This is a genomic window from Neobacillus bataviensis (genome assembly GCF_019969725.1).
In genome coordinates, this window is sequence record NZ_JAHXYW010000015.1 from 1 (window position 1) to 16,891 (window position 16,891).

Annotated in this window: 14 protein-coding genes; 7 read left to right on the forward strand and 7 right to left on the reverse strand. The window is 37.9% G+C overall.

Annotation, left to right across the window (positions count from 1 at the left end; translation table 11 throughout):
• From LC455_RS26125 to odhB, 3 genes are all read left to right on the forward strand, one after another.
• Positions 1-347 (forward strand): IS3 family transposase (locus LC455_RS26125; protein WP_223595419.1); only part of this gene is annotated, 347 nt, incomplete at its 5' end.
• A gap of 175 nt (positions 348-522) precedes the next feature.
• Positions 523-3,375, forward strand: coding sequence for a 2-oxoglutarate dehydrogenase E1 component (locus LC455_RS26130; protein ID WP_440446430.1), 2,853 nt, complete (start codon positions 523-525; stop codon positions 3,373-3,375).
• Positions 3,368-4,612, forward strand: a complete 1,245-nt coding sequence (gene odhB, locus LC455_RS26135) for a 2-oxoglutarate dehydrogenase complex dihydrolipoyllysine-residue succinyltransferase (RefSeq protein ID WP_223595421.1) — start codon at positions 3,368-3,370, stop codon at positions 4,610-4,612. Before LC455_RS26130 ends, odhB begins: the two co-directional genes overlap by 8 nt.
• A 57-nt stretch (positions 4,613-4,669) precedes the next feature.
• On the opposite strand, the gene sda is transcribed toward odhB, so the two are convergent.
• Positions 4,670-4,795 (reverse strand): sporulation histidine kinase inhibitor Sda, encoded by a 126-nt coding sequence (gene sda, locus LC455_RS26140; RefSeq protein WP_420491584.1) that lies wholly within the window; start codon positions 4,793-4,795, stop codon positions 4,670-4,672.
• A gap of 241 nt (positions 4,796-5,036) precedes the next feature.
• Between sda and LC455_RS26145 the strand changes: the two genes are divergently transcribed.
• Positions 5,037-6,674 carry an AMP-binding protein gene (locus tag LC455_RS26145; RefSeq protein WP_223595423.1) on the forward strand — a complete coding sequence of 546 codons (1,638 nt, stop codon included), beginning with the start codon at positions 5,037-5,039 and terminating at the stop codon, positions 6,672-6,674.
• Between the two features lie 90 nt (positions 6,675-6,764).
• On the forward strand, positions 6,765-6,968 hold the full coding sequence (locus LC455_RS26150) for a DUF6501 family protein (RefSeq protein ID WP_223595424.1): 204 nt from the start codon (positions 6,765-6,767) through the stop codon (positions 6,966-6,968).
• A 42-nt stretch (positions 6,969-7,010) separates the two neighbouring features.
• On the opposite strand, the gene LC455_RS26155 is transcribed toward LC455_RS26150, so the two are convergent.
• The 3 genes from LC455_RS26155 to LC455_RS26165 form a co-directional block, all read right to left on the reverse strand.
• On the reverse strand, positions 7,011-7,598 hold the full coding sequence (locus LC455_RS26155) for a YhcN/YlaJ family sporulation lipoprotein (RefSeq protein WP_223595425.1): 588 nt from the start codon (positions 7,596-7,598) through the stop codon (positions 7,011-7,013).
• 125 nt (positions 7,599-7,723) lie between these two features.
• Positions 7,724-8,515, reverse strand: coding sequence for a membrane protein insertase YidC (yidC, locus tag LC455_RS26160; RefSeq protein ID WP_223595427.1), 792 nt, complete (start codon positions 8,513-8,515; stop codon positions 7,724-7,726).
• Between the two features lie 29 nt (positions 8,516-8,544).
• On the reverse strand, positions 8,545-8,835 hold the full coding sequence (locus LC455_RS26165) for a hypothetical protein (protein ID WP_223595429.1): 291 nt from the start codon (positions 8,833-8,835) through the stop codon (positions 8,545-8,547).
• A gap of 159 nt (positions 8,836-8,994) precedes the next feature.
• Between LC455_RS26165 and LC455_RS26170 the strand changes: the two genes are divergently transcribed.
• Positions 8,995-10,230, forward strand: coding sequence for a cation:proton antiporter (locus LC455_RS26170; protein WP_223595431.1), 1,236 nt, complete (start codon positions 8,995-8,997; stop codon positions 10,228-10,230).
• A gap of 26 nt (positions 10,231-10,256) precedes the next feature.
• Here LC455_RS26170 and pflA read toward each other — a convergent pair whose 3' ends face one another.
• From pflA to LC455_RS26185, 3 genes are all read right to left on the reverse strand, one after another.
• Entirely contained in the window at positions 10,257-10,991 is a 735-nt protein-coding gene (pflA, locus tag LC455_RS26175; protein WP_223595433.1) for a pyruvate formate-lyase-activating protein, read from the reverse strand.
• 63 nt (positions 10,992-11,054) lie between these two features.
• Positions 11,055-13,280 carry a formate C-acetyltransferase gene (gene pflB / locus LC455_RS26180; RefSeq protein WP_223595434.1) on the reverse strand — a complete coding sequence of 742 codons (2,226 nt, stop codon included), beginning with the start codon at positions 13,278-13,280 and terminating at the stop codon, positions 11,055-11,057.
• A 300-nt stretch (positions 13,281-13,580) separates the two neighbouring features.
• A complete protein-coding gene (locus LC455_RS26185) occupies positions 13,581-14,033 on the reverse strand; it encodes a cupredoxin domain-containing protein (RefSeq protein WP_223595436.1) in 453 nt (150 codons plus the stop codon).
• Between the two features lie 212 nt (positions 14,034-14,245).
• Here LC455_RS26185 and mprF point away from each other — a divergent pair, with 212 nt between their 5' ends.
• Positions 14,246-16,774, forward strand: coding sequence for a bifunctional lysylphosphatidylglycerol flippase/synthetase MprF (mprF, locus tag LC455_RS26190; protein WP_223595437.1), 2,529 nt, complete (start codon positions 14,246-14,248; stop codon positions 16,772-16,774).
• Positions 16,775-16,891: the final 117 nt, after the last annotated feature.

Genomic DNA, 16,891 nt, shown 5'->3' on the forward strand with positions numbered 1-16,891 from the left:
TAGTTTTGGATACTGTGGAGGACCTAAATAAAAAAAGAAACGTGCACGGAACCATCCTCCATTCGGATCAGGGATTCCAGTACACGTCTAAAAAATACAACAAACGATTAAACAAATATGGCATAAATGGCAGCCACTCTCGCAAAGGAAACTGCCTGGATAATGCCTGTGTTGAATCATTCTTTTCCCACTTCAAAACAGAAATGTTGTATCAAACTGATTGTAAAACAGAGGAAGAGTTAATACAAGCCATAGATACATATATGTATCACTACAATTATAAAAGATTCCAAAAACGACTAAACCATCGTGCTCCAGTTGAATATCGGATCACGATGGCTGCATAGTCTTTTTAGAGCTGTCTACTTGACGGGGTTAAGTCCACGGTTTCGGTCTTTTTTTTGTTGTGCATATGAAATTATTTGTTCAAAATTACACACACTAAACAAGGTCCATAACGTAAAAATATATAGATTCAATAAAAGTCCATTAGGATACATACGTTTTAAGGGGGAATTGATGATGACCAGACCAAATGCCAATATAAAAGCCTTCCTAAATAATTTTCTTGGTCCTAATCTTGGCTATTTAATGGAACAATTTGAAAAATATAAAGAGGATCCTTTATCAGTTGAACAGGATATGAGAGTGATCTTTGAACAATTAAATGAAGAGGATTTTATCGAAACAGGAATTAAGGTTCCAGTTTCAAATCTGAAGGCACCTATAGTTGAGAGTGAAAAGATCCTTGCTGCTGTAAAGCTTGCTGAAAATATCCGTACTTATGGCCACCTAGCAGCAAATATTTATCCATTAGGAAATCAAAAACCAGATGTATCCCACTTAGAATTAAAAAGCCATGGAATAAGTGAGGAGGATTTAAAAAATTTACCATCAGAAATTCTGACGAAAAATAACCCATCATCTTTTCAAAACGCACTAGAAGCGTTTGTATATTTAAAAGAGATTTATACAAAATCGATTGCATTTGAATTTGACCATGTCCATGACCTAAGAGAGAAAAATTGGTTAATGGAAAGAACTGAAGACAGCCGTTTTCGTACAGAGCTAACGAATGAAAAAAGAAAAGGTATTTTAAAGAGGCTTGTGGAAGTCGAAGAATTTGAAAAATTTCTCCATAAAACATTTGTGGGTCAAAAGCGTTTCTCTATTGAAGGGCTTGATGCAATGGTGCCACTCATTGATGAGGTTATTTCTGAGGCTGTTATCGATGGTGCTGAAAATATTAATATTGGTATGGCGCATCGCGGCAGATTAAATGTCCTAGCCCATGTCCTTAATAAACCATATGAAAAGATATTTGCAGAGTTTCAGCACGCCCCAAATAAAGAACTTGTCCCCTCGGAAGGATCTACAGGCATCAACTTTGGCTGGACTGGCGATGTCAAATATCACCTTGGGCTCAACAGAGAGCTGGACGGCGATCATTCTGTCAGGGCTAGAATATCGCTTGCCAATAATCCAAGCCACCTTGAATATGTTGGAGCGGTTGTAGAAGGATTTACAAGGGCGGCTCAGGACGATCGAACGAAGCCTGGTTATGCTGAAGATAATAGTAAATCTGCACTTGCTATCTTAATCCATGGTGATGCAGCATTTCCTGGTGAGGGGATTGTCGCGGAGACACTAAATTTAAGCAGGTTAAAGGGATATCGTACTGGAGGCACTATTCACATTATTGCGAATAACACAATTGGCTTTACCACAGAATCTGCGGATTCACGCTCGACCAGGTATGCAAGTGACCTTGCCAAAGGATTTGAAATTCCCATCCTGCATGTAAATGCGGATGATCCAGAGGCTTGTGTCGCTGCAGCCATTTTCGCAGCAGAATATCGCTATGTATTCCAAAAAGATTTTCTAATCGATTTAATCGGGTATAGGAGGTTTGGCCATAATGAAATGGATGAACCAATGACAACCAGCCCGCAAATGTATTCGTTGATAAATAAGCACCCTACCGTCAAAGAAATCTATGCGAAGAGTTTAATAGAACGAGGCGTCATAAAACAAGACGAGTTAGCTGAACTGGAAAAACAAATCCGGAATAGATTAGCAAATGCCAATGATAAAGTTTCAATGATTAAGAAAAATACGGAAATTAGTGTCCCAGAACCACCAAAATTTAAGAAGGAACATGAATCAATTATTACTAAGGTTCCTTTGAAAAAACTTCAAAGTCTGAACAGCGAATTGCTACAATGGCCAAAGGAATTTACTGTTTTCAACAAGTTGGAAAAAATATTACAAAGAAGATCAGATGCATTAGGTGAAAATGGGAAAATCGAATGGGCCTTAGCTGAAACCCTGGCATTTGCGACGATTTTGGCTGATGGAACCCCTATAAGGTTAACCGGACAAGATTCAGAGCGCGGTACCTTTGCCCATCGCCATCTTGTGCTCCATGATAGTCAAACAGGTGAAACCTATTCACCGCTTCATCATTTTTCGTCAGCAAAAGCATCATTTGCTGTTTATAATAGTCCCTTAACGGAAGCAGCTGTAGTTGGTTTTGAATATGGGTATAATGTCTTTTCACCGGAAACCTTAGTGATTTGGGAAGCTCAATACGGTGATTTTGCCAATGCCGCACAAGTTATATTTGACCAATTTATCGCTGCCGGAAGAGCAAAATGGGGACAAAAGTCTGGACTAATATTGTTGCTTCCGCATGGATATGAAGGGCAAGGTCCGGAACATTCAAGCGGAAGGGTAGAAAGATTTTTACAATCCGCTGCGGAAAAGAATTGGACCGTCGCTAACCTTTCAAGTGCAGCCCAGTATTTTCACCTGTTAAGAAGACAGGCTGCTATGCTATCAAAGGAAGAAATTAGGCCGCTTATCATTATGTCGCCGAAAAGCCTTTTACGAAACCCGCTTGTTTCATCGACGGCTGCTGAGTTAAGTGAAGGAGAATTTAAACCGGTAATAGAACATTTCCAAGCAGGTAGGGACGATAAAAAGGTAGAAAAAATTGTCCTCTGTACCGGAAAAATATCCATTGATATTGCAGAGCAGGTAAAAGAATCTGAGAGTTATGATTGGCTTCAGGTCATTAGACTTGAAGAAATATACCCATTTCCAGCAGATGAATTACGAGAAATTTTTACGAAGTACGAGAATGTCAAAGAAGTGGCATGGGTTCAAGAAGAGCCAAAAAATATGGGGGTATGGAATTTTGTGGAGCCGAGAATTAATGAAATTGTACCGGCTGGAATGAAGGTAGACTATATTGGCCGCCGCCGCCGGTCAAGTCCAGCGGAAGGGGAACCGAATGTTCACAAACTTGCCCAAACAAAAATTCTTCAAGCTGCCTTAACGAGGCTAGAAAAAGGAGGTATACACCATGGCTGAAATTAAAGTACCAGAATTAGCAGAATCGATTTCAGAAGGAACGATTGCGAAATGGCTAAAGAATATTGGGGAACATGTAGAGAAAGGCGATTATCTTGTCGAACTAGAAACAGATAAAGTCAATATAGAAATTATTTCAGATTTTTCAGGAACGCTTACTGAACAAAAATTTGCCGAAGGTGATACTGTTCACGTAGGGGAAACGATTGCTGCTGTTGATGAAAGCGGCCAAAGCAACACTGTCAATACTACAGAACAAAAACTTTCTGAGCCAATAGCACATACATCTATCCAACCTACAGCTGCTGCTGACGACACTAAAGAAAATAAGGAGGAATTAGCCAGCCGTCCGATTGCTTCTCCAGCAGCCAGACGGCTAGCTAGAGAAAAAGGGCTCAATCTAAATGATATTCCTACAGTGGATCCTCTAGGAAGAATAAGAAAGCAGGATGTTTCGTCATATCAGCAACCGGCACAAAATAATACTCCAAAAGTAGAAAAAGCTGGAGAACTGGTGCCGAGTCAAAATGATACTAAACCCATTTTATACGAGCGAATGTCTCGCCGGCGCCAAACTATTGCAAAAAGACTTGTAGAAGTACAACAAACCGCTGCTATGCTGACAACCTTTAACGAAATTGATATGACGGCGGTTATGGATCTTCGAAAAAGGAGAAAGGATAAATTTTTCGAGGAGCACGATGTCAGGCTCGGTTTTATGTCCTTTTTTACCAAAGCAGTTGTTGCAGCTCTAAAGAAATTTCCTTATTTAAATGCAGAAATTCAAGGTGACCAGCTGTTGGTTAAAAAGTTTTATGATATAGGCATTGCGGTTGCGGCAGAGGAAGGACTCGTGGTTCCTGTGGTCAGAGATGCCGATCGGAAAACTTTTGCGGAAATTGAAATGGATATCATGCAGCTTGCCGAAAAAGCAAGAACCAATAAACTTTCCTTAAATGATTTACAGGGTGGAACTTTCTCGATTACTAATGGCGGGGTGTTTGGCTCTTTACTGTCAACGCCGATATTAAACGGACCACAGGTTGGAATACTTGGAATGCACAAAATCCAACTAAGACCTGTAGCAATAGATAAAGAAAAAACAGAAAACCGTCCAATGATGTATGTGGCTCTTTCTTATGACCATCGTATTGTTGATGGAAAAGAGGCGGTAAGCTTCCTTAGTAAAATAAAAGAAATGCTCGAGGACCCAGAAAGTTTGCTGCTAGAAGGATAAGGGAATTTGAAAAACCGCTGAATAATGGTTCAGCGGTTTTTGGCATGTTACGATTCATTATCGATTCTTAAATGGTCTTAATCCACGGCGTTGAATTTCATCCTTTAATATTTTAATCCATTCCTTTTCCTTACCAGACTTTAAAGCGTCCCGATACGTTACAACCAGCTGCTCATTACTCATAATTTTCAATGTGAGAATGCCTCCTTGGAAAATGGATTGAATATTCAGTTTTTACTATTGTAATGGTTTTCTTTTATTTTGAGAACCCCTAATTCATAAAAATAAAAAGGTTCATAAATTGTTCATAGTTCGTTCACGGAAAAGAATTATATTTTAAAAATATTGAATATTCTTATAAATATGATAACATACTTTTGAAAGCGTTTTATTGTATGTTTATGTACATAAGGGGGATGGAAGAATGTCGGCATTATTAAATGTTACCATTGGTGAACTTTTAGAAGAAAAAGCAAACTTACAACCCGACAATCAAGCAGTAATCTACTCAGATCGAGATTTAAGATGGACTTATCGCGAATTTAATAATATTTGCCGGCTTGCAGCGAAGGGGTTGATGAAACTCGGAATAGATAAGGGTGAACAGCTTGCAGCCTGGTCAACCAATACTCCTGAATGGCTGATAACGCAATTTGCAACTGGGAAGATGGGAGCAGTTCTTGTGACCGTTAATACCAACTACCGTACAGCAGAACTCGAGTATCTTCTGCAACAATCAGATTCCACTACTATTATTCTAATGGATACATGGAAAGAATCCTCCTATATTGATATGCTCTATGAAATTGCACCAGAATTAAGGACTTCGGAACCAGGCAAGCTGAAAAGCAGCCGTTTGCCATATCTAAAAAATGTCATCGTCCTCGGGGACAAACGATATCCTGGAACCTATTCATGGAATGATATTATGAAGCTGGGCGAATTGGTCTCTGATGAAGAATTAAATCAGAGAATGGATTCGCTGGATTCGGATGACGTCATAAACATGCAGTATACTTCTGGGACAACCGGTTTCCCTAAAGGTGTAATGCTTACACATAATAATATCGTTAATAATGGCTTTAATATAGCCGGTTGTATGAAGCTGACTGCCCAGGATCGACTATGTATTCCAGTGCCATTTTTCCACTGCTTCGGTTGTGTTCTAGGGACTATGGCTTGTGTTTCAGTGGGTGCTGCAATGGTTCCTGTGCAGGAATTTAGCCCGAAACGGGTTTTGCAAACTGTACAGGATGAGAAGTGTACAGGACTTCACGGAGTCCCTACGATGTTTATTGCTGAATTGAATGACCCTGACTTTGAGAAATATGATTTATCAACATTAAGAACGGGAATAATGGCAGGCTCGAACTGCCCCATTGAGGTTATGAAGGCGGTTATTGAGAAAATGGGAGCAAAAGAAATAACGATTGCCTATGGACAAACAGAGTCATCACCTGTTATAACCCAAACTAGAACGGACGATCCGATTGACTTACGCGTAGAGACAGTAGGAAAAGCCCTTCCGAACGTCGAGGTTAAAGTAGTTGAACCAGGTACATCAAAAGAAGTTCCTTTTGGAGTGCAAGGAGAACTTTGTACTAGAGGCTATCATGTGATGAAGGGGTACTATAAAAACCAATCAGCTACTAATGAGGCGATTGATGCTGAGGGATGGCTTCATACAGGCGATTTGGCCGTGATGGGTGAAAACGGCTATTTGAAAATAACCGGCCGTTTAAAGGATATGATCATTAGAGGAGGAGAAAATATTTATCCACGTGAAATTGAAGAATTTCTCTATTCTAATCCGAAAATACTGGATGTTCAGGTGATCGGTGTCCCGGATGAAGTATATGGAGAAGAAGTAATGGCCTGGATCATTTTAAAAGAGGGTGAAGAGACAACAGCAGAAGAAATTAGAGAACATTGCAACGGGAAAATTTCGAAGCACAAAATCCCTCGCTACATTGAGTTTACCGATGCCTATCCTATGACAGCCTCAGGAAAAATACAAAAATACCGTTTAAAAGAAAAAGCTATCGAAGCCGTTAAAAATTAATTTCAATCTAATATAGTGAGTTGTTGCACTATACAATCCCTTTTGATTATACTAGAAAATGGACAATGACTAATAGGGACGGTGGCAGCAATGATCCATTTATCTTGGCGTGATCGTGAAACAGTAAAAAAAGTGAAGTGTGTTCATACGGATGCAAAAAAATACCTTGTTCATAACGCGTTAACTGCAGGGAAAATCTATGACGTAAAAAATGAAACAGAAGAGTTTTATTACATTATTGATAATTCCGGTAAAGTTGGCGGTTTTTACAAAGAGTATTTTCAAGATGTATAAGAAAAAGGACTGTAAGGCATTGCCTGCAGTCCTTTTCTTATATTATCGAGCATCAGGAAAAACACGGCGAATCGTATTGGAGAATTCATCGACTAATCCAGAAATGGGTCTTCCATTCCGAATATCATTGGCATAGTTGTTCATCCGATCATAAAAGTCAGGATTAACCGATACATAAACATTGTCAATATTCGGGTCAGCAGATTTTACTTTTCGCGATATTTTATTTTCTATAGAACCGGTTAACTTATTACGAGCTGATTTGTCTAGTTTAGCGGCAACAAAGGCATTATTATCTGTAACAATGATATTGGCACGGTCAACCTCAGACAGGCTGGTTACTTTATCAGCCGCTTTATCAGCAATCCTCATTTTCGAATGGTTATTCCCAACATTGTTACGGACATTTCGAATGTTGGTACGATTCATATTTCGGTCAAGTTCAGTGTCACTGGTATCCACACCAGTGATTGCTGGGCCGCCATGATTCGGATTATTATAATTAACCCGTGTTGGTTCAATCTGATTTCTGCTCCGGTTGGCAACATCGTCATTCACATTTTTGTTTGCACAACCAGTTAAATAAAGACTAAAAATTAAGGTAGATGTTAAGAATAAACCTTTTTTCATTAATTTTAGCACCCCTTTGTCTTAGTTGTACAAGAATAGCATTCCAAAATGGAAAGAAACTATCCTTAAGTACAAAAAAGGGTAAAAAAAGAAGCATCGGAAACCAATGCTTCTTTTTCGGATAATTATTTTTGTTTCACAGAAACTTCCGGCGTTTTTTTCGATTGATACAGATTACGGCTAATCATTGTTTGAACGATTAGGAATGTACCGCCTACCACCCAATAAAGGGGAAGTGCGGCCGGGGCACTAAAGGAAAACATAACGATCATTAACGGTGATAATAACCCCATGTACTTCATTTGCTCCTGCTGGGCAGAGGGCATATTGGATTGTGAAACTTTAAATTGGAAGTAATATATAAGCCCGGCGATGATAGTAATAACAATGTCAGGGTGTCCAAGACTAAACCATAAAAATTTATGGTGGGCAATTTCCTTTGAACCCCGGATTGCATAATAAAAGCCTGTCAAAATCGGCATTTGAATGAGGATTGGCAAGCATCCCATATTTAATGGATTAACGCCATGCTTTTGATAAAGCCCCATCATTTCAGCCTGCAGCTCTTGCTTTTTTTTTGGATCCTTTTCAGCCTTCATTTTCTTTTGAATGGCGTCCATTTCAGGCTTTAAGACATCCATTTTTTCCTTCATATGCATCTGATTTTTATATTGTCGCAACATTAATGGCATTAATGCAAGTCTGATAATTAGGGTAACAAGAATGATCGCTAAGCCATAATTCCCGCCAAAAAAATCTGCCACTGCGTGGATAATCGTCGAAAATGGATTTACAAAATAGGTGTGGAAAAATCCATTGTTATTACCACTTTGGGTTTGAGAAGAACAGGCAGATAAAATTAGCGTTGTTAAGGATAATAAAGCTATAAGAATAAGTGAAGAGCGTTTTATTTTCATATTTCCTCCTAAAAATGTGATTTAGTATTTTAAGTAAAAAGGAAGGAAATAGGTTCCTCGGAATCGTCCTTAGAACATTCTTTTCTACGAATATATTTAACAATTCTAATCAGAATAAAACTCCCATTTAAACGGCTTTTTTTCTTATATAAAAACCACGGGTGAATAATTTTTGTATTTGCAGGATTTGTCTGCGAGCCAATAAAGGAATATTCCACTCCCCAAGCCCATAGGTATTTCAGCATCATTCCTAAATAAATGCTGACATATAGAGCCGTTAAGGCATTTATATCTGAATGATCGATCAGTAATTGGAACAAAAACTTTCACCTCGCATAAACAGCCAATGATAAGAGTATAAAGGAGAATAGTTAAATAATCAATTTAATACTTGCTAAAATGCCAAAAGATGAAGAGATTGCTAATAGTTTATGAGAGAAAAGTGAACTATATAGAAATAACAACGAAGGTGGTGCATCTTGAAAAATCTTGATCCTCATTTTATTTTTGTCATGGCACTTATTCTTATCATGCTTGCTGCTGGGATTACAGCGATTGCAAAGAAACTTAAGCAACCATATCCGATTGCATTGGTCATAATTGGAGCGATTATTGGCATTGTAGATTTTCCGGTGTTGGATCCTTTAAAAAATTTTATTACAGAGGAGGAAGTTTTTCATTTTGTAATAGTTACAATCTTTCTCCCTGCACTTCTAGGGGAGGCATCGTTAAAGCTGCCATTTTCTGAGCTTCTGTTAAATAAATTTCCCATATTGTCCTTGTCATTGGCAGGGACGCTGATTTCCTATTTGATTGTAGGTTTTTCAAGTTATTATTTTTTAGGTTTGTCCATTCAGGCTGCATTTGTATTTGCTGCCTTGATGAGTGCAACTGACCCGGTTAGTGTATTATCTATTTTCAAAAGTGTTGGAGTTAATAAACGGCTGGCCATTGTTGTCGAAGGAGAAAGCTTGTTTAATGATGGCATGGCTGTTGTTTTATTTCAAATCTCAGCATTTTCCTTATTATCCTATTTAGACTTGGGCTGGGAAGGCTTGGGTTTAGGATTTTGGGTTTTAATAAAAGTTATTTTCCTTGGTCTGATCGTTGGCGGAGCCCTTGGTTATGGCTTTTCAATTCTAACAAAATTTTATGATGATTACCCGCTGGAAATTATTTTTAGCCTTATTTTATTCTATGGAGCCTATCTTTTAGCTGAAAGCATTCATGGATCCGGTGTGATTGCGGTTGTAACAGCAGCGATTATCTTAGGTAATTACGGTTCCCGTATCGGAATGACTCCTGTGACAAGACTAAATATCGGTACTTTTTGGGATGTAGCAGCTCTATTAGCTAATTCCATTGTCTTTCTGATGGTAGGACTTGAAATAACCCGAATTGGTATCGTCAATAAATGGGGTATCATTTTTTCTTCCATTATAATTGTTTTGATTGCCAGAAGCTTCGCTGTATATATTAGCCTTGCTTTTGAAAAAAATTTTCCCGGCCCCTGGAAACATATTATCAACTGGGGAGGTTTAAAAGGATCCCTCTCGATCGCACTGGCAATAAGCCTGCCAAGTGATTTTAAAGGCAGGGAAGTGATACTTGTACTTACATTTTTTATTGTACTTTTCTCTTTAGTCGTTCAAGGATTGACGGTCAAACCATTCATTTCACTTCTCGGTGTAAAGCCGAATGAAAAGGAGACATAAAAAAAAGCGGAAATGATCCGCTTTTTTTATGACCAATGGGCAGTAAGTTGTTGATACGCGAACTCAACTTTTTCCTCTGTTGGCGGTTCTACATGTTTTAATGGATATTCATGTCCCAGGGCTTCCCATTTGTAAACACCGAGTTTATGATAGGGGAGAATTTCAATTTTTTGGACATTTTCTAGTGTACCGATGAATTCTCCGAGCTTTTGTAAATCTTCCTCGTCATCCGTAACTGTTGGAACTAGGACATGTCTTACCCAAATTGGTACATTGCGGCTGGATAAAAATGTGGCAAATTCAAGAATGTGATCATTTGCCATTCCAGTTAATTGGATATGTTTTTTTCGGTTGATATGTTTTAAATCCAATAAAATGAGATCCGTATATTGTAATAACTCTTCAAGCTGTTCAATAAAAAGCTTAGAATGAGAGAAACAACCGCCAGAGGAATCGATGGTGGTGTGAATCCCTTTCTTTTTGCATTCCTTAAATAATTTGATAAGAAAAGGAATCTGTAACAGTGGTTCCCCGCCGCTAACTGTTATACCGCCTCCAGAGGCTTGAAGGAAGGGGAGATAACTCATCAAATCATCCATGATTTCGGAAATGGTCATTTGCTTACCGGTACCGATTTCCCAAGTATCAGCGTTATGACAAAACTGGCACCGCAAAAGGCAGCCTTGTGTAAAAACAACATAACGTATCCCTGGTCCGTCGACTGTTCCAAGTGTTTCGATAGAATGAATATTTCCAATCATGAAGATGTTCCCCTTTCGTTTGAAAGCAGGAGCTCCACTAAAAAGAGCCCCCAATTATTTTAATTATAAAGATTCGTGAAAAGTACGATTAATTACATCCAACTGCTGTTCTTTTGTCAATTTAATAAAGTTTACTGCATAACCAGACACACGGATGGTTAATTGCGGATAAAGCTCTGGATGTTCCATCGCATCTAAAAGTGTTTCTCTGTTAAAGACGTTCACGTTAAGATGGTGACCAGTTTTTATTGCATAGCCATCTAAAATGGAAACTAAATTACGAATCTGGTTATTTTCTTCTTTTCCTAATGCTTTTGGTACGATGGAGAAGGTATTAGATATCCCATCCATTGCATAGCTATATGGAAGTTTGGCAACGGAAGACAGGGAAGCCAATGTACCTTTTGTATCACGTCCATGCATTGGGTTTGCACCAGGTGCAAATGGTTCCCCCGCACGGCGGCCATCAGGCGTATTTCCCGTTTTCTTGCCGTAAACCACGTTAGATGTAATCGTCAAAATAGACATGGTATGAACAGAATTGCGATAAGTTTGATGTTTTTGAAGCTTTTTCATAAATCGCTCCACGATTTCGACCGCAATACTGTCTACCCGATCATCGTTGTTTCCGTATTTAGGAAAGTCACCGGAAGTTTCAAAATCAACAGCAATCCCCTTTTCATCCCGGATAACCTTTACTTCGCCATATTTTATGGCGCTGAGGGAATCCGCAACTACACTCAACCCAGCGATACCAGTTGCCATTGTCCTTATTATTTCTGTATCATGCAAGGCCATTTCTATTCTTTCATAGCTGTATTTATCATGCATATAGTGGATGACATTCAAAGTATTTATATAAAGTCCTGCAAGCCATTCCATCATTAAATCAAATTTTTTCATTACTTCGTCATAAAGTAAGACATCTGAGGTAATTGGCTGATACTCAGGCCCAACTTGAATTTTAAGCTTTTCATCGACACCGCCATTTATGGAGTAGAGAAGTGCTTTCGCTAGGTTTGCCCGTGCTCCGAAGAACTGCATTTGTTTTCCGATTCCCATCGCAGACACACAGCAGGCAATTCCGTAGTCATCACCGTATTCCGGACGCATTATATCGTCATTTTCGTATTGAATGGAGCTGGTCTTAATCGACATTTTCGCGCAATATTGTTTAAAGTTTTCAGGGAGCTGCGGTGACCATAAAACTGTTAAGTTTGGTTCTGGAGCTGGTCCTAAATTGTCCAAGGTATGAAGGAATCGGAAAGAATTTTTCGTTACTAATGAACGTCCGCCTTGAGCCATTCCCCCAATAGATTCGGTTACCCACGTTGGGTCACCGCTAAATAATTCATTATAATCCGGAGTCCGGGCAAATTTAACAAGTCGGAGCTTCATAACAAAATGGTCAACTAGTTCCTGGGCCTTTTCCTCTGTTAAGGTTTCATTTTGTAAATCTCTTTCAACATATATATCTAAGAAGGAAGAAACACGGCCAAGGCTCATTGCCGCACCATTTTGTTCCTTAATGGCAGCTAAATATCCTAAATATAACCATTGAAAGGCCTCTTGTGCATTTTGAGCAGGATTGGAAATATCAAATCCATAGGTAGTTCCAAGCTCTTTTAATTCTTTGAGAGCACGAATTTGTTCCGCGATTTCTTCACGCAGCCGGATATTTTCTTCTGTCATTACTTTGCTGGTATTCTGTTGATCCTTTTTCTTTTCCTCGATTAAGAAATCAACACCATATAAGGCGACACGGCGATAGTCACCAATAATGCGTCCTCGGCCATAAGCATCTGGCAGACCTGTGATAATGGCAGCTTTACGGGCAAGCATCATTTCATCTGTATAAGCATCAAATACACCTTGATTATGGGTTTTACGGAATTCTGTAAAAATTCTTTCTATTTCAGGATTTAATTGATATCCGTAAGCTTCGCAGGCTGCTCTTGCCATTCGAATCCCGCCAAAAGGCTGCATGGAACGATTGAATGGCTTATCTGTTTGAACACCAACTACCTTTTCAAGTTCTTCATCCAAGTAACCAGGGCCATGCGAGGTAATAGTAGAAACGGTTTCGGTATCCATCTCAAGAACGCCGCCGTTTTCCCGTTCCTGCTTAGTGAGTTCCATAACCTGGGCCCATAATTGCTTTGTTGATTCTGTTGCTCCAGCTAAAAAGGAATCATTTCCTTCATATTGAGTGTAGTTTTTCAAAATGAAATCCCGAACATTTACTTCTTTTGTCCAAACTCCTTTTGTGAATCCGTTCCATTGTTCCATTGTTTTTCACCTCTAAATTTAATTCGTAATTTTATATAACAGTTTGAATTGTTATTTATATCTTAAGTATAACAGCGTAAATTTGTGTAACAATGAGCATATGTTAAGAAATTGTGAAATCTATATTTTTAAGGGGTTTTCTGGACGGAATTTGAACAAATTTTGAACATCGGATGATTCTGTACTATAAAAAAATCCCATGTATATTAAACTGTTATATATGAGGAAGTCAATGTTACCAACATATTTATAGGGAAAATGAATAAAACAGCACAAAAAAACAGGAGAAAGACTCCTGTTCTAATCGACGACTATATAAGCTATCATCGGCCCATTATGTGACCGGTCCGAGTGGGTTTCACAAATTAGCCTATAAGTCCCTTCTTTTTTAAATTGAAGAGTGACCACTGTTTCCTCACCTTTTTTCACCGTTCCCTTGATTTTTGTTCCTTCAATATAAAAGGGATGTGATGCCCCGTTAATTCCACTGATATATAATTTAACCTTTTCACCTTTTTCTAAAGAAATGGTGCCGGGATCCCAACGGTAAGCCTCAATTTCCTTACCATTCTTCAACGTAGATTTAAATTCTGCCGTGACCATATGAATTTCTCGAATATCTTTATTCGCTTGTTGATTAAAAACAGTCACGTCGCCTGCTTTTAACATAAACCAAGCAGAGATGGTGGCTAGAACGACACCCACTGCTAGAAAAAATAAAAGTGTTTCTTTCTTTAGCACTAAAAATTTCATCTAAAAACCCCCTCGATAATTTGTCCTATTTAATACTTATGCCGAGGAGGTATGAAAACTTGTCTCTTTTTTGCAATATTAGATTGTTTTATTAACGATTGAACGCTAAATAAAATGTCAACAATGTAGGTAGTTAGAATTAATTTTCTTTTATTTTTCCTATCGAAAAGTTTATAGTTAACTTAGGAATGAAAAATTAGGTGGTTATTTTGTTGGGGATTAAAAAAGAAAAAATATTAAAAGTAGTAAAGTTTATTTTCCCGTTATTTTTGTTAATTTTTGCGATAGTTGAAATGAAAAAATTTACTGGGGATCTAAATTTACAATTATTAAAAAATGAACTTAATCAACTCAATATTTTCTCATTATTATTAATTTTAGCTGTTACTTTCTGTGCTGTTCTGCCGATGCTTTTGTATGATGTTGTCCTTGTAAGGATCTTACAAATAAAAGTTCCAAAAAGGGAGCTATTAGAACAATCCTTTATTGCCAATTCTTTTTCTAATTTAATAGGTTTTGGCGGATTGGTCGGAGCCATGTTAAGAACTTATTTTTTTCATAAGTTTGAGCATGATAAACGGCGGCTTTTAGGTGTTATCGCTACCGTTTCCCTTTTTTATTTAACGGGAATCTCGTTTCTTTCATGGATTGTAGCACTTGGATATCATCATTTTCCCTTGTTTATTGATACAAAATGGCTTTATTTTGCTGTATGGGGCGTTGGTTTATATCTACCGATTTTTTTATTCATACATATTTTAAAATCTAAAAAGGACCATCAATCCCAATTTACTAACAAAATAGCAGCTGAGCTTGTCATCATCTCGATTGTTGAATGGTTAGCTGTATTTATAGCGATATTTGTTTTATGTAATGTATTGGGGATAGCTATTTCCTTTGAACAGCTTTTTCCTGTTTATATTGTGGCGGCCTGTGCAGGAATCATAAGTATGATTCCTGGGGGACTTGGCTCGTTTGATTTGGTTTTTTTGTGGGGAATGCAAGAATTACATATCCCTGAAGAGAAAATCTTGGTTTTACTGCTTTTTTATCGAACTGGTTATTATTTCATCCCATTTTTCACCAGTTTGATCTTTTTTGTAAAATTATATTGGAAAAAGTGGAACAAATCCTGGAATTATTTGCCTAAGGCTATTATTCAAGGTCTAAGTCATATTATCCTGACAATTCTCGTATTTTTATCCGGGTTAATTTTGTTATTGTCAGCTAGTGTACCAGGCATTATGTCCCGGTTAAGAATTGCTCAGGAGCTGCTATCTTTTCCGATTATAAATGTATCTCATCAGCTTTCTGTTGCGGCAGGCTTTTTACTTTTAGGATTGTCTCGCGGGATCGAATACAGTGTAAAGCGAACTTACGATTTGACGATGTTTGCGTTGATTCTCGCGGCACTTTTCTCCATTTTTAAAGGTATTGATTATGAGGAAGCTATCTTTTTAATTATTGTAGCCCTGTTACTAAGATTCTCTAAAGATCAATTTTACCGTGAGAGTTATGTGCTGACTTGGGGAAAAACGATTTTTGATATGACCATCATTTTAATTATCACCTCAACGTATCTCATTATTGGTTATCTAAATTTACCTGAGGCGAAATTAGCCATTCCGACAAAATTTTTGCCGTATGTGATTCTCGATTACCGTGATTTATTTAAGAGTGCGAGTATCGGCCTTGTTATTGCGTTATTAATACTTATCTCTGGCTATTTCATTAGCTTGCCGAAGAAATGGAAATTGGATAGGTCATCTGATTTTGAAGATGAAATCAATCGCCATTTGACGAAGTATCATGGAAAAGTTTTAACTCACCTAATCTTCTTACATGATAAATACATCTTTTGGAATGAACATAGAAATGTTTTAATACCTTTTCAAAAATATGCTGATAAGTTAGTAGTACTAGGTGATCCAATAGGCGAAAAGAGTGAATTATCGAGTGCGATAGAGGAATTCCAGGAAATAGCGGATCTCCATGGATTTACGCCTGTTTTCTATCAAGTAAGTGACGAGATGCTCCCCTTTCTTCATGGCCACGGATTTGCCTTCTTTAAATTAGGGGAAGAAGCCTTTGTGGATTTGAAGAACTTCTCGCTTTCAGGGAGTAAAATGAAAGGGCTGCGCGCCCTTAGAAGTAAATACAATCACGGCCAATACTCCTTTGAATTATTGCAGCCACCCTTTTCGAATGAACTTTTTGCTGAATTAAGAGAGATTTCAAATGATTGGCTTCAAGGGAGAACAGAGAAGGGCTTTTCCCTAGGTTTCTTTGATGAAGATTATCTAAATAGGGCACCTATCGCGATTGTACGTGATGAATATAAACAAATTCTAGGCTTTACGAGTATCATGTATGTTTACGATGACAGTGAGACCATATCAATAGATTTAATGAGATTTAAGCCGGAGGTAGACCCTGAAATTATTGATTTTCTGTTTTTATCTTTAATAGATTGGGCTAAAGAACAGGGCTACCACCGCTTTAATATGGGAATGGCACCTCTAGCTAATGTTGGTTTATCCAAGTTTGCTTTTTTAAGTGAGAAAATAGCCGCCCAAATTTTCCTGCACGGCCACTTTATTTATCATTTCCAAGATTTAAGAAAGTTCAAAGAAAAGTATACGGATATTTGGGAGCCGAAATATTTAGCTTATCGAAGAAAAGCCTCTCTACCTTTAATCATGGCCCAAATTACTTTACTAATATCGAAAAAAAGAGCCTAACCATTTTTGACCTGTTCCAATTACGGACAGGTTTTTTTGTATAAATTTTTCGAAAATACTATTATTTTATAAAAAGATTCTGTTAAAATCAAATAGGGAAATAGTTTAAGTTAGGGT

Bases quoted from the DNA above. Each gene is read 5' to 3' on its own strand.
- LC455_RS26130 (WP_440446430.1), top strand. From the start codon at position 523: ATGACCAGACCAAATGCCAATATAAAAGCCTTCCTAAATAATTTTCTT.
- odhB (WP_223595421.1), top strand. From the start codon at position 3,368: ATGGCTGAAATTAAAGTACCAGAATTAGCAGAATCGATTTCAGAAGGA.
- sda (WP_420491584.1), bottom strand. From the start codon at position 4,795: ATGAGTAATGAGCAGCTGGTTGTAACGTATCGGGACGCTTTAAAGTCT.
- LC455_RS26145 (WP_223595423.1), top strand. From the start codon at position 5,037: ATGTCGGCATTATTAAATGTTACCATTGGTGAACTTTTAGAAGAAAAA.
- LC455_RS26150 (WP_223595424.1), top strand. From the start codon at position 6,765: ATGATCCATTTATCTTGGCGTGATCGTGAAACAGTAAAAAAAGTGAAG.
- LC455_RS26155 (WP_223595425.1), bottom strand. From the start codon at position 7,598: ATGAAAAAAGGTTTATTCTTAACATCTACCTTAATTTTTAGTCTTTAT.
- yidC (WP_223595427.1), bottom strand. From the start codon at position 8,515: ATGAAAATAAAACGCTCTTCACTTATTCTTATAGCTTTATTATCCTTA.
- pflA (WP_223595433.1), bottom strand. From the start codon at position 10,991: ATGATTGGAAATATTCATTCTATCGAAACACTTGGAACAGTCGACGGA.
- pflB (WP_223595434.1), bottom strand. From the start codon at position 13,280: ATGGAACAATGGAACGGATTCACAAAAGGAGTTTGGACAAAAGAAGTA.
- LC455_RS26185 (WP_223595436.1), bottom strand. From the start codon at position 14,033: ATGAAATTTTTAGTGCTAAAGAAAGAAACACTTTTATTTTTTCTAGCA.